Annotated in this window: 24 protein-coding genes and 1 pseudogene; 8 read left to right on the forward strand and 17 right to left on the reverse strand. The window is 37.7% G+C overall.

The window, feature by feature from the left end:
- Positions 1-98: 98 nt before the first annotated feature.
- From VB715_RS19120 to VB715_RS19140, 5 genes are all read right to left on the reverse strand, one after another.
- A complete protein-coding gene (locus VB715_RS19120) occupies positions 99-488 on the reverse strand; it encodes a nuclear transport factor 2 family protein (protein WP_323302818.1) in 390 nt (129 codons plus the stop codon).
- 17 nt (positions 489-505) lie between these two features.
- Positions 506-958, reverse strand: coding sequence for a DUF29 domain-containing protein (locus VB715_RS19125; RefSeq protein WP_323302819.1), 453 nt, complete (start codon positions 956-958; stop codon positions 506-508).
- A gap of 77 nt (positions 959-1,035) precedes the next feature.
- The gene (locus VB715_RS19130; protein ID WP_323302820.1) at positions 1,036-2,079 is read right to left on the reverse strand and encodes an adenosine deaminase; all 1,044 of its coding nucleotides are present in this window, start codon (positions 2,077-2,079) and stop codon (positions 1,036-1,038) included.
- Between the two features lie 84 nt (positions 2,080-2,163).
- A complete protein-coding gene (locus tag VB715_RS19135; RefSeq protein WP_323302821.1) occupies positions 2,164-4,089 on the reverse strand; it encodes a BRCT domain-containing protein in 1,926 nt (641 codons plus the stop codon).
- A 154-nt stretch (positions 4,090-4,243) separates the two neighbouring features.
- Positions 4,244-4,780: a gamma carbonic anhydrase family protein gene (locus tag VB715_RS19140; protein WP_323302822.1), complete on the reverse strand. Its 537-nt coding sequence runs from the start codon at positions 4,778-4,780 to the stop codon at positions 4,244-4,246.
- A gap of 118 nt (positions 4,781-4,898) precedes the next feature.
- Here VB715_RS19140 and VB715_RS19145 point away from each other — a divergent pair, with 118 nt between their 5' ends.
- Entirely contained in the window at positions 4,899-5,402 is a 504-nt protein-coding gene (locus VB715_RS19145) for a TIGR02652 family protein (protein ID WP_323302823.1), read from the forward strand.
- A gap of 22 nt (positions 5,403-5,424) precedes the next feature.
- Positions 5,425-5,862: a VOC family protein gene (locus tag VB715_RS19150; RefSeq protein ID WP_323302824.1), complete on the forward strand. Its 438-nt coding sequence runs from the start codon at positions 5,425-5,427 to the stop codon at positions 5,860-5,862.
- Between the two features lie 10 nt (positions 5,863-5,872).
- Here VB715_RS19150 and VB715_RS19155 read toward each other — a convergent pair whose 3' ends face one another.
- Both VB715_RS19155 and VB715_RS19160 read right to left on the reverse strand, forming a co-directional pair.
- A complete protein-coding gene (locus tag VB715_RS19155) occupies positions 5,873-6,505 on the reverse strand; it encodes a YchE family NAAT transporter (RefSeq protein ID WP_323302825.1) in 633 nt (210 codons plus the stop codon).
- 203 nt (positions 6,506-6,708) lie between these two features.
- On the reverse strand, positions 6,709-7,944 hold the full coding sequence (locus tag VB715_RS19160; RefSeq protein WP_323302826.1) for an LL-diaminopimelate aminotransferase: 1,236 nt from the start codon (positions 7,942-7,944) through the stop codon (positions 6,709-6,711).
- A gap of 112 nt (positions 7,945-8,056) precedes the next feature.
- Between VB715_RS19160 and VB715_RS19165 the strand changes: the two genes are divergently transcribed.
- The 3 genes from VB715_RS19165 (at position 8,057) to VB715_RS19175 (ending at position 10,857) form a co-directional block, all read left to right on the forward strand.
- Complete coding sequence (locus tag VB715_RS19165) at positions 8,057-8,224, forward strand: HepT-like ribonuclease domain-containing protein (RefSeq protein ID WP_323302854.1); 168 nt, start codon at positions 8,057-8,059, stop codon at positions 8,222-8,224.
- Positions 8,225-8,330: 106 nt separating this feature from the next.
- Positions 8,331-9,020 (forward strand): hypothetical protein, encoded by a 690-nt coding sequence (locus tag VB715_RS19170; protein ID WP_323302827.1) that lies wholly within the window; start codon positions 8,331-8,333, stop codon positions 9,018-9,020.
- A 76-nt stretch (positions 9,021-9,096) separates the two neighbouring features.
- Entirely contained in the window at positions 9,097-10,857 is a 1,761-nt protein-coding gene (locus VB715_RS19175) for an ABC transporter ATP-binding protein (RefSeq protein WP_323302828.1), read from the forward strand.
- On the opposite strand, the gene VB715_RS19180 is transcribed toward VB715_RS19175, so the two are convergent.
- The 8 genes from VB715_RS19180 to VB715_RS19215 all read right to left on the reverse strand — a co-directional run bounded on the left by VB715_RS19180 (position 10,850) and on the right by VB715_RS19215 (position 17,353).
- The gene (locus VB715_RS19180; RefSeq protein WP_323302855.1) at positions 10,850-11,521 is read right to left on the reverse strand and encodes a response regulator transcription factor; all 672 of its coding nucleotides are present in this window, start codon (positions 11,519-11,521) and stop codon (positions 10,850-10,852) included. The genes VB715_RS19175 and VB715_RS19180 overlap by 8 nt on opposite strands.
- Before the next feature lie 95 nt (positions 11,522-11,616).
- Positions 11,617-11,838 (reverse strand): YlcI/YnfO family protein, encoded by a 222-nt coding sequence (locus VB715_RS19185; RefSeq protein WP_323302829.1) that lies wholly within the window; start codon positions 11,836-11,838, stop codon positions 11,617-11,619.
- Positions 11,839-11,970: 132 nt separating this feature from the next.
- The gene (locus VB715_RS19190) at positions 11,971-12,420 is read right to left on the reverse strand and encodes a YlqD family protein (RefSeq protein ID WP_323302830.1); all 450 of its coding nucleotides are present in this window, start codon (positions 12,418-12,420) and stop codon (positions 11,971-11,973) included.
- 60 nt (positions 12,421-12,480) lie between these two features.
- Positions 12,481-14,397 (reverse strand): long-chain fatty acid--CoA ligase, encoded by a 1,917-nt coding sequence (locus tag VB715_RS19195; RefSeq protein WP_323302831.1) that lies wholly within the window; start codon positions 14,395-14,397, stop codon positions 12,481-12,483.
- A gap of 87 nt (positions 14,398-14,484) precedes the next feature.
- On the reverse strand, positions 14,485-15,189 hold the full coding sequence (locus VB715_RS19200; protein WP_323302832.1) for a response regulator transcription factor: 705 nt from the start codon (positions 15,187-15,189) through the stop codon (positions 14,485-14,487).
- Positions 15,190-15,194: 5 nt separating this feature from the next.
- Entirely contained in the window at positions 15,195-16,043 is an 849-nt protein-coding gene (locus VB715_RS19205; RefSeq protein WP_323302833.1) for an isocitrate lyase/PEP mutase family protein, read from the reverse strand.
- An 8-nt stretch (positions 16,044-16,051) separates the two neighbouring features.
- A complete protein-coding gene (rfbC, locus tag VB715_RS19210; protein ID WP_323302834.1) occupies positions 16,052-16,597 on the reverse strand; it encodes a dTDP-4-dehydrorhamnose 3,5-epimerase in 546 nt (181 codons plus the stop codon).
- A gap of 102 nt (positions 16,598-16,699) precedes the next feature.
- Positions 16,700-17,353, reverse strand: a complete 654-nt coding sequence (locus VB715_RS19215; protein WP_323302835.1) for an L-threonylcarbamoyladenylate synthase — start codon at positions 17,351-17,353, stop codon at positions 16,700-16,702.
- A 5-nt stretch (positions 17,354-17,358) separates the two neighbouring features.
- Between VB715_RS19215 and larC the strand changes: the two are divergent.
- Both larC and VB715_RS19230 read left to right on the forward strand, forming a co-directional pair.
- Positions 17,359-18,617 (forward strand): annotated as a pseudogene (gene larC, locus VB715_RS21990) (nickel pincer cofactor biosynthesis protein LarC).
- A 103-nt stretch (positions 18,618-18,720) separates the two neighbouring features.
- Complete coding sequence (locus VB715_RS19230) at positions 18,721-19,650, forward strand: lysylphosphatidylglycerol synthase transmembrane domain-containing protein (RefSeq protein WP_323302838.1); 930 nt, start codon at positions 18,721-18,723, stop codon at positions 19,648-19,650.
- On the opposite strand, the gene VB715_RS19235 is transcribed toward VB715_RS19230, so the two are convergent.
- The gene (locus VB715_RS19235; protein ID WP_323302839.1) at positions 19,634-19,933 is read right to left on the reverse strand and encodes a nucleotidyltransferase family protein; all 300 of its coding nucleotides are present in this window, start codon (positions 19,931-19,933) and stop codon (positions 19,634-19,636) included. The genes VB715_RS19230 and VB715_RS19235 overlap by 17 nt on opposite strands.
- A 364-nt stretch (positions 19,934-20,297) precedes the next feature.
- Between VB715_RS19235 and VB715_RS19240 the strand changes: the two genes are divergently transcribed.
- On the forward strand, positions 20,298-20,780 hold the full coding sequence (locus VB715_RS19240) for an adenosine-specific kinase (protein WP_323302840.1): 483 nt from the start codon (positions 20,298-20,300) through the stop codon (positions 20,778-20,780).
- A 95-nt stretch (positions 20,781-20,875) separates the two neighbouring features.
- Here VB715_RS19240 and VB715_RS19245 read toward each other — a convergent pair whose 3' ends face one another.
- Positions 20,876-21,250, reverse strand: coding sequence for a hypothetical protein (locus VB715_RS19245; protein WP_323302841.1), 375 nt, complete (start codon positions 21,248-21,250; stop codon positions 20,876-20,878).
- Between the last annotated feature and the right edge of the window lie 201 nt (positions 21,251-21,451).

The following is a 21,451-nucleotide window of genomic DNA, read 5'->3' on the forward strand; positions in this document are numbered from 1 at the left end:
GATTTGATGATTATTTATATTTTACCTTAGATGATTTAGAATTCGTGAGGTACGGATAACCGATAAACTTTTTTTTTAATGTTTAAAACTGATTTTTTTTATTGTTCCGTTGCGCGTTGAATCATCAGTGTATCTGTAAATTGCTGAAATTTATAAATTTTCAAGTCTTTTAACCAATAAACATGGGCAAAATCTGCTTTCATTAATTTACCTGTTTTTTTGTGAATTCCTTCATAATATCCCAGGCAAATAATCGCATGACCTGAATCAAACCACTCTTTAACTACAGCATTCCATTGCTTCCAATCTTTCTTAAAATTAGTAAGAACTCCACTCAAAACTTCCTCAATGCCATAATGAATACTCCCCCCAGGAAAACCTTCATTTTGAATCCATTCAATATCTGAACTTAAAATAGTGCGAATTTGGTCAAATTGTTTTTGACTAAACCATTGATATAATTGTTGAACGACTTCTAAATTATTCATAAATTCTCCTAACTATTTTATTCTGGTAAATAATCTGAATTTAATATTTGTTCAGAGGTAAAGGGACAAGTAACAGGAAAAGTATCTAAAGATAATCCAGTTTCTTTTGCTGCTAATTTTATCGCTTTTTCATAACATTCATCGAGAGATTCTAAAAAATAAGGTTTAAGACTAGGACTGGTTTTGAAATCATCTTCAAGACGGTTTCGATGTTCAGCAATGGTAAAATCCCAGCTATTAGTTCGTTTAGATGGTTGATATTTCCATTTGAGAAGGTGCATTAATAAAATTCTTAAATTGCTCAATAGAGCTTTTTTTTCACTCCTTCCCATGGCCGTTAATTCTTCAATTAAATTAGCCCAATCAATCCCTTCTATTTGTCTTATTTTGAGTTTTTCAATTGTTGTCTGAATCCATTTACAATAATCTTGCTCATACAAAATTTTGGTTGAAGTGATAGGTATAGTCATCTTGATTTTCCTATTATTACTAATTCTTGAATTAGCTGTAGAGACGCTTTTAAAACTGTCTCTACAGTCAGACTAATTTACACAGATAATAATGCTTCTTCAGGGGAATTATCTTTAAGTAATCCCATTAATAAAGAAGCAGGTGGTTCTTTATAAGGCCAAGCAAACGCATGGCGAAATGCCGCATCCTGACAAGCTTGTAACTGATGAAAATCAATCACATCTTTGGTCAAAAGGTTTTCGTATTCAAAGGGTAAACGGACATTATGTAACCCCGCATTATCGGTACAAATTGCAATATCAACCCCTGCCTCAAAACAGCGATCAAAAACCACTTTTAATGCTGATAAATCCTCTAAAGTTCCTGTCTTCAAATAAGTGGTCGGGCAAACTTCTAAACACTGTTTAGCTTGGGCAATTTCTGGCAATAGTTCAGGATATTTCAAAGGAATTTGAATGCCGTGACCAATTCGCATTAAATAGGGGAGTAATTCAGGATAGCAACCATCAGGGGTTTCATAGAGATGGCCCGTTGTTTTTAGTCCGAGCGATCGCGCGTATTTATACAGACCAATAAACTCCTCTAACCGTTCCCGATAATGGGAGTCACCCCCCGCAACATCAATGGCGCAAACATAGTCTTTCCTATCAGCAGCTAAGTCTACAATTGCCTTATTTACTTCATAGGGTAAACGGGAATGAGTACAAAGAATTTGACTAATAATGATCGGATATTCTGAGACTTGACTCGCTTTTCCCACAATTTCAACAATATTAGTCATGGCCTCAATTCTTTGGGATTGATCGAGGTGTTCTGGGGTGCGAAGATAGGGAGTATAACGCAATTCTAAATAGGCCAAATTCTCGAAAATATAGGCCCCTCGAATTAAGCGATAAATGAAATAGGGAAGGGTGTCTTCCGTTTGCACACTTTCCACTAAGGTGTGTAATTCTAAATACTCATCTAGGGTGTTCCGTTTGCGGGTGTAAAATTCCTCAAACCCAAGATATTTGGGGAACCGTTGCGCCATTTCTTCGTTATGACGCTTAAAATACCGCCAGAGAACGCGGGGAACCACAGATCCCCCTAAATGGCGATGTAAGTCCGCATATAGTGCCACAGAAACCTCCTGATGCTGTCTGTTAAGTTTTATTTTAGAAGGTATTGGAAAGTGTGGGGAAAATTAATCCTAATCTTGAGGATTCTATGGTTGCTCAGGAATTGCTACCCCCGTTGTTCCTAATGCTTCGATAAACTGTGCCTCTGATAGCTGAGAAATGCCTAATTTTTGCGCTTTTTTAAATTTATCCCCTGGCTCTTTTCCAACTACGATATAGTTAGTTTTTGAACTGAGGGAACTGGTAATTGTTCCCCCTACTTGTTGAACTAAAATCCTTGCTTCTTCCCGATTTAAGTGAGTAAGACTACCAGCAATTACTATTTTTTTGCCTGATAAAATATTCTCAGGTTTTATTTTTTCTTTGCTTTCTTCTTCTTTTTTTTTCTCTTCGTTGGGAGAACTTTTTTTCTGAGTTAATTCTGTTTTTTCTTCAGCTTTCGATTCAGTATTTTTGAGATCGGTTAGTTGTTTTGTTAGCTGTTCCTTTTCTTGAGTTAAGGCAGTTATTTTTTGCTGTAGCTGACTTTCTAATGTGGTTTTTTCCTGTTCTACTGTTTGCAGTTGCTTTTCTAAGGTTGAAACTTTTTCTTGTTGTTTTTCTAATTGTTTATCTAGAGTTTCTTTCCCTTTGGTGACTTTTTTCGCTTCCTTGAGTTCGGTTTCTAGACTTTCTTTTTCTGTTGCGATCGCTTGGATTTGCTTTTCTATCGTTTCTTTTTGCTGAATGACTGTGGTTATTTGCTTTTGCAATTCACTTTCTAATTTTAGTTTTTCTTGTTCAATGGTCTGTAATTGCTGGGTTACAGATGATGCCTGTTTTTGTTGTTTTTCAAGATTTTTTTCTAATTCATCTTTTTCTTTTGTGATGGTTATAATTTGCTGTTGCCACTGAGTTTCTAAGGTTTCTCTTTGTTTCTCTAGGGTTTGCAATTGTTTTTCTAATCCATCTTTTTGCTTTAATTGACTTTCTAAACTGACTTTTTCTTGTTCAATGGTTTGTAATTGTTCTTCTAAGGAACTCACTTGTGATTGTTGTTTTTTCAGACTTACTTCTAAAGCTTCTTTTTGTTGCTTAACTGTCGTAATTTGCTCTTGTAATTGACTTTCTAAACTGACTTTTTCTTGTTCAATAGTCTGTAATTGTTCTTCTAAGGAAGTCACTTGTGATTGTTGCTGTTTCAGACTTGCTTCTAAGGCTTCTTTTTGTTGCTTAACTGTTGTAACTTGCTCTTGTAATTGACTTTCTAAACTGACTTTTTCTTGTTCAATAGTCTGTAATTGTTCTTCTAAGGAACTCACTTGTGATTGTTGTTTTTTCAGACTTACTTCTAAAGCTTCTTTTTGTTGCTTAACTGTTGTAACTTGCTTTTGTAATTGACTTTCTAAGCTGACTTTTTCTTGTTCAATGGTCTGTAATTGTTCTTCTAAGGAAATCACTTGTGATTGTTGCTGTTTCAGACTTGCTTCTAAGGCTTCTTTTTGTTGCTTAACTGTCGTTAATTCTCGCTGTACAGAAGCTGCCTTTTGTGTTTCCTGTTGTAATTGAGTTGCAGTATTTTCCTTTTCTCGACGTAAACTATCGCGTTGTTTCTCAAGAGAGGATAAATCTTGTTTATATTTTGCGTCTAACTGTTCTTTTTCTCTCGTTAAATCTTGAGCCGTTTTTTGCAAAGAATTTAACTTATCTTGCTCTTGCTCTAATTCATCAGATAAACGAATTTTTTCCTGATCTAATTCAGTAATGGTTGTTTGCAACTTGTTAATTTGCTGGGTTGCGTTACTAACATCTTGAGTTAGTTGCTGATTATTTTTGAGCAGAGAGGAATTCGTGACGGCTAAATCATTTAGTTTCGCTTCTAAAGTTGCCTTTTCTTGAGTAAGATCTTGTTGTTGTGCGAATAATTTCGCCTCTTTTTTCAGACGACTGTTACGAAGCTGCCGATAGTTGACACTAGAAGCACCCAAAACAAGCATTAAAGTGGCAATTTCGTAAACGATTTCATTAGTCATCTTTCTTACTCCTGATAAAAGCAGCAACTACCAAATTCTTATGTAGAGCTTATGTAGCGTCCAAACTGATAAGATTGTTCTATGATGTCTATCTTACCATTAAGGGGAATTTTTGTTTTAGGGTAGGCACGGGGACATTGTCCCGACGGGAAATCTAGGTAAATCCTAAATCTGTGCCTTTTCCTGCATGAACTAGGGCTAATTTTTCGTAACGTCGGGCGTGTTCTATAATTTTTTCAGCTTCTTTATCTGATAAATCTCTAACCTTGCGGGCCGGAACTCCGACAACGAGCGATCGCGGGGGAACATCCTTATTAACAATAGCACCCGCACCGATTAAACTGCCACTGCCCACCCGAACCCCTTCTAAAATAACAGCCCCAATACCAATCAGACAACCTTTTTCAATATGGGCCCCATGAATGACGGCCCGATGGCCAATCGTGACATAATCTTCTAAACAGGTCATTTTTCCGGGATCACCATGTAAAATGGCTCCATCTTGGATATTCGTATGGGCTCCAATGGCGATTTTTTCCACATCACCCCGCAGCACAGCACCATACCAGACACTTGATCCGGTAGCGAGGGATACTTCTCCCACAATTACCGCATTGGGGGCAATAAAGGAAGCTAGAGACAGATCGGGAGGGGGCCAATAAGTAGGAAGGGAAAATAACTTGTCTTGCATAAATCTAAGCCAAATCTAAAATCTCACGGTAGCATCTGGGCCCCAAGGATTTAGTCGATATAATATCTACTAGCAACTGGTCTAGACCACCAAATGCCCTATAGACAACTTAAAACAGATGACTCTAAGTTTACAATACCCTATTTATGGCCCAGACATCCAATGTCCTCATTGTCGTCAAGTGATTCCTGCGTTGACTTTGACGGATACTTATCTCTGTCCGCGTCATGGGGCTTTTGAGGCCGATCCCCATACCAATGAATTAGTTCATTTACAATCGGGTAGGCATTGGCGACGCTGGGAAGGAGAATGGTATCGACAACATACCCATCCTGACGGAATTCGCTTTGAAATTCATGAGGCGTTAGATCGTCTTTATACCCAAGGATATCGTGCCACTAAGGTGGTTATTGCTAGTCGTTATAAGGATTTAGTCAGTACCTATTTGGAGCGTAACACTTCTTGGCGGGGCAATTCTGAATTGGTTCCTCGGTTGTATGGCCTTCCGGTGGAATTTAGTGCGGATTTTCAGCCAGATTCTTGTTGGAATGTCATTAATTTTGACTTAGAAAAGGAACCCGGAGTTCCCAAACGTTATCCCTATTTTCGTTTGTTTGAATAACTGGTTAAACTGAGTTAAATTCATGCACCATGCTTCCATTCGCACGGCTAATATTCATCACGCGATCGCCTTTTATGAATTGTTAGGATTTACGGTTCAGGAACGCTTTACGACGGGTTATACTTTAGCCTGTTGGATGGAAGGGTTAGGGGGAAGAATTGAGTTAATCCAAATTCCTGAACCCAAACCGGCCCCTGATGCTTTTGGAGATGAGCATTATGTGGGGTATTATCATCTCTCTTTTGATTTAAGCGATCGCGTTTCGGATCTTTCTGGTTGGTTAGGCCAACTTAAACTTAAGTTGCTTGAACTTTCTCAAGAAGATCCGACCCAATTTAGTCCTTTGACCATTTTACTGGAACCTCATCAACAAATGATTGGCGATCAAGTTTATGAGGTGGCTTTTATTGCTGATACTGATGGGTTGCCCTTAGAATTTATTCGGGTGATGAAATCCTAATACTGGCCAATTATTTCCAGCCAGGAAACAAAGAACTTAAGCCATCGGCCATAAATTCAACTGCGATCGCCATTGTAATTAATCCCATGATCCTAGTGACGATATTCATCCCTGTTTTACCAAGTAATTGACCAATAGCAGGTGCGAAACTATAAGAGATAAAAATCAAACCAGCTAAGACTAAAATTACGATTGCTAATCCTATCTTTTCACCCCATGATTGGGTGTTATGAGCAAAAACAATCACGGAACTAATTGTACCAGGGCCAGCTAATAAAGGAATAGCCAAGGGAACAACAGCAATAGAAGACGCTGTTTGTGCCTCTTCGTTTTCTTCTTTTGTATGAGCAATTTGACTTGTTTTTGCTTGAAGCATATGAAATCCCATCAAAAAAATGAGAAATCCTCCCGCTACTCTGAAAGAAGCGATACTAATGCCAAAAGCTGCCAAAATGGCTTGTCCCATGACTAAAGAAATCAGTAAAATAATGACAAATGCTAAGGAAGCAGTTCTAATAGTTTGTTTTTGTTCTTTTACACTTTTTGCAGCAGTTAAACCCAAATAGATAGGTAAATTGCCAATAGGATTAGAAACGGCAAATAAGGCAATAAAGGTATTAAGATACTGGGAAAGTTCTGTCATGATTTTATTTCTTTTTTATCAAATTAAAAATTTTATAAACACGGGATTTTGTCTGTAAGCTGTTGTGCATTTAAACTGGGTATTATGTCAACCAAATAAAAAAGATGTATCCCAGTTCCCTTTTGCTTTTTACCTTTTGCCTTTTGCCTTGCTAATACGCATTTTAAATGCGTATTAGCTTATCCCGTGCTGGTTAATAGAGATTAAGCCTTAAACTGATCTGTAATGCGTTTCATGGCTTCTTCTACGTTGGCCCGACTATTAAAGGCAGAAATGCGAAAATAGCCTTCTCCTGCGGCCCCAAACCCTGATCCTGGGGTTCCCACAACATTCGTAGTCTGTAACAATTTATCGAAGAAATCCCAACTTGACAGATTATTCGGGGTTTTTAGCCAAATGTAGGGGGCATTTACCCCACCATATACCTCAAATCCGGCTGCTGTGAGTTGATTGCAGATAATTTTGGCATTTTCGAGGTAAAAGCTGACTAAAGCCTTAACTTGGGCTTTTCCTGCCTCAGAATAGACGGCTTCTGCTCCTCGCTGCACTAGGTAGGAAACCCCGTTAAATTTGGTAGATTGGCGACGGTTCCACAATTTCCATAATTCTACCTCAGAGCCGTCTGATGCTTGGGCTTTCAAGGTTTTGGGAACCACAGTTAAGGCGCAACGAGTCCCTGTAAACCCGGCATTTTTGGAAAAAGAGCGAAATTCGATGGCGCACTCTCTGGCCCCTTCAATTTCATAGATAGAATGGGGTAAACTAGGATCGGTGATAAAGGCTTCGTAAGCGGCATCAAAGAAGATAATTGACCCGTTCGCCTTGGCATAGTCTACCCAAGCTGTAAGGTACTCTTTTGTTGCGGTGGCCCCGGTGGGGTTGTTGGGGAAACAGAGATAAATGAGGTCAACTTTTTGACTGGGAATGACTGCGGTAAAGTTGTTTTCGGTGGTGATGGGTAAGTAGACTAAACCGTCATATTCTCCTTTTTCGTTGATGTCTCCCGTATGGCCGGCCATGACATTGGTATCAACATAAACGGGGTATACGGGGTCTGTTACCGCAATTTTGTTATTTTTGCCAAAAATATCGAGAATGTTGCCTGTATCGCATTTAGAGCCGTCTGAGATGAATATTTCTGAAGCATCTATATTACATCCTCTGGCTTGGAAGTCGTTGGCAGCAATTTTTTCCCGTAACCACCCGTAACCTTGTTCGGGGCCATAGCCTTTGAAGGTGCTGCGATCGCCCATTTCTTCTACCGCTTTAATCATAGCGATACGGCAAGCTTCGGGCAAGGGTTCGGTTACGTCGCCTATGCCTAGTTTAATGATTTTAGCATTGGGGTTTGCTTCCACAAAGGCGTTTACCCGTCTTGCTATTTCGGGAAAGAGGTATCCTGCTTTGAGTTTGAGATAGTTATCGTTGATGGTTGCCATATTTTAATCGTTACAAATGCCTTTACTTAGCTTACTGCTAATGATTACCCCTTATCTACATTGGGGTTAAAATTTAATCAGTAATAAGTAAGACAATAAGCAAAGACATTGAATCAATTATGGCTTTACCCCAAGAAAAAATCATCAATATATTCCTGGGAAGAAAATAGCGGGAGTGGGAGATATTTTAACCTATAAATATGATCAAATTAATTTAGAAATTGTTGAAGATGTAATGAGAAATCCTCTTCCTGAATTTTCAGCAATGATTGAACCCTGATTGCCGACAGAAGAATCATAACATGGTGGGCATTGCCCACCCTACTGGCAAATTTTTGTTAAGAACTGTAACATAAAGATTAAAGCCCTTAGCCTCAGTTGTAATTATGGAACAGACTTCATTAAATTTAGTGGCGATCGCAGTCTTTCTGATGACTTTATCTGCGTTACTTAGTCCCGTTTTGCATATATCTCCCTTCATTCCCGCCGGAACTACCTTGGGCATTTTAACACTAGCAACCTTGGATAGTGTCAGTTGGGGAGGGAGAGGGTTAAACATCTTCTTAGACTTCTTTGCTTCTTCACAACAACGTCAGCGGGTCATTCATCATGAAGCAGGACACTTTTTAGCTGCTTATTGTTTAGGAATTCCCATCACTGGCTATACTTTATCAGCTTGGGAAGCCTTTAAGCAAGGACAACCAGGGTTAGGAGGAGTACAATTTGATCTTACCCTTTTATCTGATACTAAAACCATTCAAAAAACCCCTTTAATTCTTGAGAGAACTTTAACAGTTTTAATGGCAGGAATAGCGGCAGAAATGATGATTTATGATAACGTAGAAGGAGGAGAAGAAGATAAGAAAAATTTGCGATATATTATGAGAATTATGGGCATTCCTAACTCCCTTTATCAACAAAAAGAAAGTTGGGCGTTATTACAAGCCAAAAATTTAATTACTCGTAATCAAACTGCTTATGATGCTTTAATTGAAATGATGGAAAAACGGGCTTCTCTTGAAGCTTGTCAGTCCTTAATTCATGAAAAGCTCAATCAAATAGAAGTGATAACATGACTGCGATCGCTAACTCTGATTAGAGATTATTGTATAATTATAACCAAGGGTTTTAAATAATATTTAACTTCATTTTATGGCAACTGCAAGACTCCGACAACTGGCCGCTTATCTTCGTCCCCATTGGCGAATCGTTACCCTAGGAATGGTGTCCCTTTTAGTTGCTAATGGGTTAGGGGTTTATATTCCTTTATTAATTCGAGATAGTATTGATGATTTACGGGAAATTTTGAGTTTTAATTTTAATCAAGTTTTACGATCTGTTATCCTCATGTTTATTCTAGCTTCAATTATGTGGGGAATTCGGATGTTATCTCGTCTCTTTATTTTTGGCATTGGACGAGATGTAGAATTTGCTTTAAAACAACGAATTTTTGAGCATTTATTGACCCTAGAACCCGCCTATTTTGCCACGAATACCTCTGGAGATTTAATCAACCGCGCGACCAGTGATGTAGACAATATTCGCCGTTTGGTGGGGTTTGCTTTACTAAGTCTAGCAAATACAATTTTTGCCTATGCTTTGACACTTCCCGTCATGTTATCTATTAATGTACGCTTAAGTTTATTAGCGGTTGCTGTTTATCCTTTAATGTTAATTACGGTACAAGTATTTAGTGGGAAACTGCAAGAACAACAATTGAGAGTACAACAAAAACTTTCCGATCTCAGTGAATTAATTCAAGAAGATATGAGTGGCATTGCTTTAATTAAAATTTATGCCCAAGAAGAGAATGAAAGACGGGCTTTTGCTCAGAAAAATAGCCAGTTACTCACGGCTAATTTAACCCTAGCTAAAACCCGAAATTTTTTGTTTCCTTTAATTGAAGGATTGTCCTACATTAGTTTATTATTATTGTTAATTTTTGGCACATCAGCCATTAATCAAGGTATAATTAGCATTGGGGATTTTGTCGCTTTAATTATCTTAGTAGAAAGATTAGTTTTTCCCACAGCTTTATTAGGATTTACCATTACAGCTTATCAACGAGGAGAGGTTAGTGTTGATCGGGTAGAGGCTATTTTTGAGGCAGAATCAAAGATTAAAAATACAAAAGAAAGTCAAAATTTATCAAAACAAAAAGTTCAAGGAGAAATCAAGTCCCGGCATTTAAGTTATACTTATCCTGGCAGTAACACCCCGGCATTAAACAATATTAATTTTACCATTCATCCAGGGGAAACCGTAGCAATTGTCGGAGAAATTGGGTCAGGGAAATCAACGTTAGCCAATAGTTTACCCCGTTTGTTAGAAATCGAAAAAGGACAAATTTTTCTCGATGGTTATGACATTACTGAGTTAGAATTAGAAGGGTTACGAGAAGCGATCGCCTATGTTCCCCAAGACAGCTTTTTATTCAGCACAACTATTCTTAATAATCTTCGTTATGGCGATCCTTTAAAAGAACAATTTGAAGTAGAATATGCGGCTAAACAAGCCCAAATTCATGAAGAAATTATCAACTTTCCTCAACAATATGAAACCCTAGTGGGAGAGAGAGGAATTACTTTGTCAGGGGGACAAAGACAACGGACAGCATTAGGCAGAGCTTTGTTAATGAATGCTCCTGTTTTAATCTTAGATGATGCCCTTTCTAGTGTTGATAATAAAACTGCAACACAGATTTTAGAGAGTTTGTCAGGGGAGAAGAAAAAAACGGTTATTTTTATCTCTCATCAACTATCTGCTGCTGCCCAAGCTGATAGAATTTTAGTAATGGATCAAGGTAAAATTGTTCAAATAGGAACCCATGCAACCCTATTAAATGAACCAGGAATCTATCAATCTTTATGGAAACAACATCAGTTAGAAGAGAGTTTATCTGATGCTATTTAATAAGATTATGATCCAAGGCAAACCTCACTAATTCAGCGCGGTTGCTGGTTTCTGTTTTTCGTAATAAACTACTTACATATTTCTCGATAGTTCGGGGACTCAGATGAAGTTTTTGACCAATTTCTCCGTTAGAAAGTCCGGTAGTTAATAAGTCGAGAACTTCTGTTTCCCGTGTGGTTAATTGTAAAAAATCGAGTTCTGCTTGAATTGAAATTTTAGCAGCTTCTTCTCGCGCTAAATCTTTTTGATTTTGGGCATTTTTTTCAGAAAAACGCCATTCAGATTGAACAATTTGCGATCGCTCTAATAAATTGCGAATAACTGCCTTTAATTCCTCCATTTCAAAGGGTTTAGGCAAATAGAGATCACATCCCACCTGATATCCCTGAATTCTTTCGTCTGTGGTACTACATTCCGTTAAAAAAATCACAGGTAACAGACGAAATTCAGGCCGTTGTCGCAATTCTCTGACTAAGGTATAACCGTCCTTTTGGGGCATTTTGATATCAGACACCAACAAGTGAGGACGATAAGTTTGGACAAGGGAGAGAGCCTCTTGTCCATTTTGGGCAGAAATCACCGCATAACCCTGGAGTTCTAGGTAATCTTTGACAGCAACGCGAATTCCTAGGTCATCATCAGCAATTAAAATCAATAAAGGCATAGGTTGAGTCTGTCTCATTACCCCTAACATATCATTTTTTTGTCTTGCCTGGAGACTGTGAGGTGTTTAATCGCAATTATTATTAATTATAGAAGTCATTTAATATCAATAAAACTAAAAATTTTATCGGCATCCGATGATGATAAACGGATTACCTGTTGCTGTTTAATCACTGCTTGTGCTTCTTTAACTGCCGCAGATATTAGAAATTGGTTTAAGGTTGCCCCTGTCAAGTCTGCCGCCTTTTGTAAGGTTTCTTTGACTGATACAGGAACCCTAGTGGTGACACGGACATTATTAGGCAAGGGACTTGACATTTTAGTTATCACAAAGCTCGTTTTATCTTAACACTCACGGTGTCATTTTGTCACCAAATTTCCTTATTAGAACTAATCCAAATCAGATATTTTCATTTTGTAGGGGCAATTCATGAATTGCCCCTACTGATCTTAAATATCGCCGCGAATTTCTTCTACAACCCCATCCCGAAGGACAATTTCAACATTCAATTTTTTGACTAAATTATCTCCTTGTTCGAGACGGAAAAAGCTTTCCATTTGTGCTTGTACAACCTCTTGATCCAATTCTAATAATTGAACTTGCTGCATTTGTTGCAAAAATTGGTTTTTCCGTTCTAGAAACTCACTTTTTTTCTGGTTAACTTGAATTTGAATATTGTCAATTTGTTGGGAAACTTCGGGCCCTGGGGGAGAAATACTTTGTTTTTGAATTTCAGAGATCGCCCGTTGTCCTTGCATTTCTAATTGTTGCATTTGGCCATCAATTTGGGTAATCTGTGCTTGCAGTTGTTGCTGCATTTCTTCTTTCCAGCGAGTCGTAACAATTACCTTGACATTGATTGGCCGTTTTAGCATTAAGCTGGTGTTTGCTTCATCCATAATTCGTCTATCCTTTAGTTAACTTCGTTATTTTCTAATGATTTTGGCCAGTTTAGTCATCTAAGAATTAAACATCCCGTCAATCATACCCTGATACCGTTCCGTCACCACAGGACGTTTAACTTTTAAAGTTTGAGTCATCATGCCATTTTCAGAAGTAAAAGGTTCTAAAATTAATTCAAATACCTTTATTTGGTCATCAGCGCGGTATCCTGGGCGATTTTTAACCTCTCGGTTTAATTCTTGACGGAATAAGTCTTGAACAGGTTTCCCATAAAGATCACTGTTAACAACCTCTTCCTTGGATGCTTCTTGAGCAGGTAAATTGAGGGTAATTTGTTGGGTTTTTCCCCAAGTTTGCAATGCGTCTAAATTGGGTACAATTAAAGCCCCTAATGCTTTTTGATCCTGTCCCACCAACATGATTTGATCGATATAGGGACTCCTGATACAAGCGTCTTCAATGGGTTGGGGTTCGATATTTTCCCCATTACTTAAGACAATGGTATCTTTGGCCCGTCCGGTAATTACTAAATCATTCAGGGGAGTGATCCATCCCAAGTCCCCACTATCAAACCATCCTTGGGGATCGATCGCTTTGGCCGTTGCTTCGGGTTTTTTATAGTATCCTTGCATTACTTGGGGGCCACGAATCAAAACAAGTCCGGTTTTCCCTTGGGGTAAGGGTTCGCGGGTATCAGGGTTAACAATGCTTATTTCTGTACCAGGAATGGGTTGACCAGAAGATCCCCGTAGGTTATGACTATGGGTGCGGGCATTGGTGACGGGAGAGGTTTCTGTCAGGCCATATCCCACTAAAACCGGAAGGTTGACAATTTCGTAAAAGTTATCAAGATGTTTGGCCAGGGAACCTCCCCCACTAACCAAGGTTTCCATATTGCCTCCTAAACCATCCCGAATTTTCTGATAGACTAATTTATCCCCCAAGCCGTGTAATGGGGCGAGGAAAGCGGCTTTAAGTTGCGCTGTGAACCGTTCTAGGGCAGAGGCATCAAAGTGATCTAAGCTTAAATTATTAGCAATGCGTCGTGACAGGATGAAGGTTTCTGAGATATTTAAGAAAAATTGCACAATTTTTTGTTGGGTGGGACTTTGATCCCTGAATTGCTTCTGAATACCTTCATAAAGAGAATCCCAAAGACGGGGAACTCCCACCATGTGATGGGGTTTAAAACGTTTTAAATCTGTCTTAAAGTTGCGGATATTGGTATAAATGAGGGTGCATCCTTGGGACAATAGAAAATATTCGCCACTGCGTTCGTAGGAATGCCAAGAGGGTAAAATACTGAGGGCGCGATCGCCTGTTTTGGGTTCAATAACTGCATCTAAATTCTTGACTTGATGTAATAAGTTACCATGGGATAGCATCACCCCTTTGGGTTGTCCGGTGGTTCCAGAGGTATAAATTAAAGTTGCTAAATCTTGGCTATTTTTGGAGACAGATTGTAAGCTATTTTCTGCCCCTAATTCCATCAATTGGCTATAGTTTAAGGTTTTGATGCTGTCTTCTGGGTTGGGTTTTTCATCACTCAAGAGGATGATTAATTGTAGGGGAATTTCGTCACAAAAACCGCGAATTTTGGCTAAGGTTTTCAGGTTTTCAATAATCAGAATACGACTATCACTATCTCTGATAATATAGGCGATTTCATTGTGATCGGCTTGTGACGACCTGACGGCATTGGCTGCACCCGCTAACATTGAGCCTTGATCGGCAATAAACCAACGGGGACTATTATCAGCAATCAAACTTATTTTATCATCTGGAGTGACTCCCAGTGCCTGTAATCCGGCGGCAAATTTTTCTAGTTGTTGATATAACTGACTGTATGTAAGTTTAACTTCGGGCTTACTATGGGGGTCATGGAGAGCGACAATATCGGGGAACTTTTTAGCGGCGATCGCCCAGACTTCTGATAAAGCGTTAATGGCAGAATATTCAGGTATTGATGTCATAGGATTTAAGCTAGTAATCTTTTCCTCTATAGACTAGGGAATGATGGGGTTAATGTTCCCATGTTATCCTAAATTTTACTTATTCTCTTACTCATCTTCAAACTTATAACCCACCCCAACAACAGTTTTAATAAAGGTAGGATTTGCGGTATCAGGTTCAATTTTTTTGCGTAATCTTCTCACATGAGTATCGACAACTCTTTCATCGCCAAAGAAGTCATTTCCCCAGAGTTTATCGATTAATTGAGTACGATTCCATACCCTTCCAGGATAACTCATAAAGGTTGATAATAAATTAAATTCTAAGGTCGTTAATTCTAAGGTTTCTTCTCGGTTATTTTCTAATTTTCTGGTCGCAACATGACGATCTAAATCTACAATAAAGTGAGTAGTTTCATACACATTGTTTTGAGTTCCTCCATGACGTAAACTACGTCTTAATAAAGCGCGAACTCTTGCGACTAATTCAATGGGACTAAAAGGTTTAACTAAATAATCATCGGCCCCGGTTGATAGTCCAATAACCCGATCAATTTCTTCTCCTTTTGCCGTTAACATTAAAATATAAGGATCTTTAGCCGTTAATTTTTGACGAATACGGGTACAAACTTCTAAACCATCTAATTTTGGTAACATTAAATCTAAGATAATTAGTTCTGGTTCTTGTCTCTGAAATAATTCTAAAGCAGTTAACCCATCGTGAGCAACTTCACAAGAAAAAGATTCTCTTTCTAAGGTTTCTTTAATCAATTTAGAAATTTCTATGTCATCTTCAACGATCAAAATTTTCATGTACTTTACATCTCTAACTCCCTATATTTATCAACTTCGATTAAGTTTTTAAAGTCCTGAAATTGAAAATTATTATTCAAATTAACTGAACCTGTCACCTTCAACTGTTCAAAATATTGAGAAACTGCATGATTGGCACTTAATAATCCTGATAGGGCAAAAGCAACTAACTTAAATTCCATCTTTTCGAGTTCATTTACAGTCAAACAAGGGGTTTTTCCTCCTTCAATAATATTAGCTAATAAAGGAACATCAGGAAAATAGTTGACAATTTTTTCTAATTCTTCAATTGATTGAGGGGCTTCAATAAAAATAATATCTGCCCCTGCTTCTTGATATTGTTTACCTCGATTTAAGGCTTCATCAAGTCCATAAATTGCCCTGGCATCTGTTCTCCCAATAATCACTAAATTACTTTTATTTCTGGCTTTAACAGCAGCTTTAATCTTCTTGACCATTTCGACCGTAGGAATGACTCTTTTGCCTTCAAAATGCCCACATTTCTTGGGCCATTCCTGATCTTCTAAAATGATTCCTGCTGCCCCAAATTGCACCACATCTTCAACAGTTCGTCTGACATTTAAGACATTACCATATCCTGTATCAAGGTCACAAATAACCGGAATATTAACAGATTTAATAATATTTCTGACCTGATTTAACATTTCTGTTGCTGTTAAAAACCCCATGTCAGGAAGACCAAGCAGGGAAGCAGAAATTCCAAATCCACTGGTAAAAATAAGAGGAAAACCTGCTTTTTGTGCTAACTTAGCCCCGATACAATCATAAACTGCTGGTGCAGCCAAAATTCCTGGTTTATCTAATAATTGACGTAACTGATTTGATGCAGTCATAGGGAATTTTAATCAAATAATTCTGCTTGTTTAAACGGTGTACCAACTTGATCTTTTTTGGATAAAATTGGTTCTTCTTTTAACTGCCAATCTATCCCAATATCCGGGTCATTCCAAAGCATTGATCTTTCATATTGTGGGGCATAATAATCGGTGGTTTTGTATAAAAATTCTGCGACATCAGATAAGACTAAAAAACCGTGAGCAAACCCTTCAGGAACCCAAAATTGTCGTTTATTTTCTGCACTGAGAAGACATCCCACCCATTGACCAAAGGTAGGGGAATTTTTGCGAATATCAACCGCAATATCTAATACTTCTCCTACCACAACTCTCACTAATTTGCCTTGGGGTTGTTGAATCTGATAATGTAATCCTCGGAGGACATTTTTTAAGGAACGGGAATGATTATCTTGAACAAAATTGACTTCATATCCTGTTGCTTCCGTAAAGGCTTTATGATTATAACTTTCATAAAAAAAGCCCCTTTCATCACCAAAAACACGCGGTTCAATAATTAGGACATCAGGAATTTTAGTCGGTGTTACGTTCATTGTGAGATCTGATTAAAGTAGTAAGTAAGTAAGTCAATCAGTTTGTAGTAGGCTTTTAAAAGCTTACTATGAGGGCTAAAGCCCCCACTACAAACTGATATATTAAACAGAAACAGTTACCCAATTTTGCAATTCTTCCCATCCTAACCCTTGTCGAATAATAGCAGGAGGATTGGAAGTCATATCAACAATGGTTGAAACTTCAAAACCCGGTTCTAAGTCATTATCAATAATCAGATCAACCTGATTTTCAAAAATGTCAAATAGTTTGGCTTTTTCTAAGTCAAGGGTAGGAAATTCTCCATCTTCATCAGGTAAATGGGCAGAAGTAGAAATAATAGGATTACCTAACTCTTTTAAAATTACCTGACAAATTGGATGATCAGGAACTCGAATTCCTGTAGTTTTCCGTTTAGGACTCATCACCAATTTTGGCACAAGTTTAGTCGTGGGAAGCAAAAAAGTGTAAGGGCCAGGAACCACCCTTTTCATAATACGATAAGCTTCATCTGTAACTGCCGCATATTCGGCAATATTTGAGAGAGAAGAACACAAAAATGTCAGGGGTTTATCATTAGATAATTGCTTTAATTGCCGAACCCGTTGCACTCCCGATTTACTATTGAGATCGCAACCAATCGCGTAAACTGTATCTGTAGGATAAAGCATGATCGCCCCTTTTCTGAGGGCATCACAAATTTCCTCAATGCGACGAGGTTGGGGATTATGGGGATGAAGATCGTAGAGGATAGCCATAGTTTATGACAAAGATAGCTTATTTTGACTGTGCAACGGGAATCGCTGGGGATATGTGTTTAGGCGCATTGGTTGATAGTGGTGTTCCTTTAGAATACTTGATTGAGCAACTCAAAGGGTTAAAAATTGACCAAGAATATGAGTTAAGTCAAGAAAAAGTTCACCGTCAAGGACAGATGGCCACCAAGGTTCATGTTAATTTATTGTTAGATCAAACACCAGCCAGGGAATCCCAGGAAACCCACCATCACCATCATAGTCATCATCCCTCTGCTCGTCATTTACCAGAAATTGAACTGATGATTCAACAGGCAAATTTACCGCCACGGGTGACAGAATGGAGTCGGGATATTTTTCGTCAGTTAGCCATAGCAGAAGGGGCTGTACACGGCGTTGAACCCCAAAATGTTCATTTTCATGAAGTGGGGGCAACCGATGCCCTTGTAGACATTATAGGGACGTGCTTAGGGTTAGATTGGTTAGGGGTTGAGGTGTTATACTGTTCGGCGATGCCGACGGGTGGGGGGACAGTTTGGGCGGCCCATGGTCGTTTACCTGTTCCGGTTCCCGCCGTGTTAAAGTTATGGGAATCCCGTCAAGTTCCGATTTATAGTAATAATATTGACCAAGAATTAGTGACACCAACTGGGGCAGCTATTGCGGTTACTTTGGTGAAAAGTTTTGGGGAACCACCGCAGATGAAACTGGAAAAGGTGGGTTTAGGGGCGGGTTCAAAAGAGTTACCTATTCCTAATATTTTGCGTTTGTGGATTGGGGAAAGTAGTTCAGAAAAAAAAACAGTAATCTAGATATAGTTGCTGTGTTAGAGACTCAAATTGATGATTTAAGCCCGCAAGTTATTGGCTATGTTTTTGATACTTTATTGAAGGCGGGGGCCTTAGATGTATTTACCCAGTCGGTTAATATGAAAAAGTCTCGCCCTGGTATTTTATTAACTGTCATTTGTCCCTTAGATAAAGTTTCGTCGTGTGAGGAAATTATTTTTAAGGAAACCACAACATTAGGCATTCGTCAATTAATTCAAAAACGGTCTATTTTAGAGCGAGAAATTAAGATCGTTGAGATAAAATATGGTCAAGTAAGGGTTAAGATAGCGAGTCAAGGAAAGGGGGAAGAAAAAACAATTATTAATGTACAACCTGAATATGAAGATTGTGCTGCCTTAGCGAAAAAGTTTAATCAACCATTACGAAGCATTCAACAAATGGCATTGGAGGCTTTTTCTCCCAATATTTTAGGATAAAAGCATTACAATTAATTATGATAAAACATCACACGGTTTTTTTTTGCAATGCCCACCATAAGGTTTTTATCCAATTAATTATGCCCCTACTTAGCTAATAATCATGTCATTAATTAAAGCTTATGTAAAATGGATTATTGTCGGATTTACTTTGTTTTTTATTATAATAACCTTTAAAAAGCATTGGCAATCTGTGACAGAAATCAGCTTAAATTATCAAGGATGGTTATTTTTATTCTTGGCCTTAATAATTACTTTGATTGCTCATATTTGGTCAGCATGGGTTTGGTTATGGATACTCAAATTATTTAAACAATCTTTTAGTAATCAATGGGGTTTAAAGGTTTATTTGATTACCAACATTTATAAATATTTGCCTGGTAATGTGGGGCATTTTTATGGGCGTATTTCTGCAATTTCTCAACAAGGAGGTTCTGTCACTGTTGCCAGTTTAAGTGTTTTGCTAGAACCTTTATTAATGGCTGCTGCTGCTTTATTAATTGCTTTATCTAGTCATTCTCTTGGGTTAATTAAGACTACCAATAATCTAGGAATTTTATGGTTACAAGGATTGGCTTTAATTAGTGTTCTCATTGGTATTCATCCCTTAATTCTTAATCGAGTTATTGGTTTTTTCCAAAAATTGAATTCAAAGAAAAATCTCAAAAACTCATCTGTTTATTTAGATCGTTATCCTGGCAATATTTTATTAGGAGAGTTAGGATTTGTCTTGTTAAGAGGATTAGGGTTTATTCTGGTTTTTATGGCATTTATGCCCGTCACTATGTCACAAATCCCTATTTTACTTAGTGCCTTTAGTTTTGCTTGGTTACTAGGTTTAATTATTCCTGGTGCGCCTGGAGGAATGGGGGTGTTTGAAGCAACAATTATCGCCTTATTTCAATCATCAAATTTGCCAATTAGTATTGTTTTAAGTGCTATTGCTATTTTTAGAATTATTAGTATTTTAGCTGAATTAATTGGGGCAGGTTTAGGATATTTATTCGGTAATTTATCTAGTAGACATTATTGAATGTTAAATTAACTATCCCAGAACTTCTGAGAAAATGAAGGCTTTTTTCCGTAACTACATCAACTTTACACCCTAATAAATCCTCTAAATCTACTAATAAACCCCCTGGAAACCAAGGAGAAGTTTTAGACAAATCATAATCAATTAAAAAATCAATGTCACTATTTTCTGTTTCTTCCCCTCTGGCAACCGAACCAAACACCCTAACATTAAATGCCCCATGTTTTGCAGCCAAAGCTAATATAGCTTCTCGTTTTTCTTGTAATCTTTCCTTAAGTTTCATTGTTCTATTTCCTCCAAAAGTAACTTAATTTGAGATTTTAAAATTTGTATTAATCTATTTTTTTTATACTACATTTTGAAATGCGGAATGTGGGTTGTAAACTAATTTAAAAAATAGTTTAAATTTTCCTTAAATTTCTTGTCCATTTGAAAAAATAGAGGTAAGACAGAAGTAAAATATAGAAAAGAGGCAAAACAATGATAACCCTATTAATTGTATGCACCATCACTTTAATTAGTTTAACCCTTGTTTTTGAAGCCATTTTTTACAACGAAGAACATCAATCTATGTAACGGGAGAAAAAGTAGGGGCATAATATATTATGCCCTTAGAGAAGTCAGCAGTATTTTAATCTAGATAAAACATGGAAATTAAAATTATCCCCTTAGAAATACCTGAAGGATATAACCTAATTTTAGGTCAAAGTCACTTCATTAAAACCGTAGAAGATTTATATGAAGTGATGGTAGGAATATCCTCACAGGTTAAGTTTGGGATAGCCTTTTGTGAAGCATCTGGCCCCAGGTTAATTCGGTTTACAGGCAATAATGAAGCACTACAAACCGTTGCGGTGAAAAATGCTCAAGTGATCGCCGCAGGTCATAGTTTTATTATTATGTTAAAAGATGCCTTTCCTATTAACTTTTTAAACAGTATTAAACAATGTCCAGAAGTATGTCGAATTTATTGTGCTACAGCTAATCCTGTACAGGTAATTATAGCAGAAACCGAACAAGGAAGGGGAATTTTAGGGGTTATTGATGGTTATTCTCCTTTAGGAATAGAAGGCGAAACAGACATTAAAGATAGACAACAAATACTCAGAAAATTTGGCTATAAACTTTGATAGTAGGGGTAATTGATGAGTTACCCCTACAAATATTTTAAACAATTAAGGAAGAAGAAAAGACTATCATCCCCCAAAAATTAAGGCAATATGCTTTATTTACTCCCAGTCAAGAGAGATTTAATGGTTTGTAGTAATTGTAAAACAGGATTAACTGTTTCTGGGGTGGGAGTAGATTCTATAACCGTTTTGGTTGTCGGTTGCGTTTGAGTTGGGGTTGACTTTTTTGCTTTAGGTGACTGAAGACTCGTTAAAAATTTCTTTAATTTATCTTCATCTGACAAAGAAGCGCGTCGAACCTCTTGCGCTTTTTTGGATAATTCTCCTTCTCCAATATAAGCCAACCAGTTCTCAAAATCCCCTCGTTTTAAGTATGCGAGTCCTTCATCGGGAGACTGTTGGCAGACTCCGATTAAATCTTGTACGCTGTAGGCAAGTTGCCCATTGCTAAATCTAAATGGTTCTGTCATTGTCTCTTTTGAATGTTTTAGCGAGTAGCAGTTACCAATTGTAACGATTTATTTAAAAAAAGACTGCCTAGCGATCGCCTTTGTGTCAGTTAATCATAACTTATGACAAAATTCCCCGATTACCGACGATTCAGACTAAATTTAATCTTTCAGCTAAAACTCAGATTCCCATCACACCAAACTTAGCTTAATCTCAGATCA

This window comes from Crocosphaera sp. UHCC 0190, assembly GCF_034932065.1.
GTDB lineage: Bacteria > Cyanobacteriota > Cyanobacteriia > Cyanobacteriales > Microcystaceae > UHCC-0190.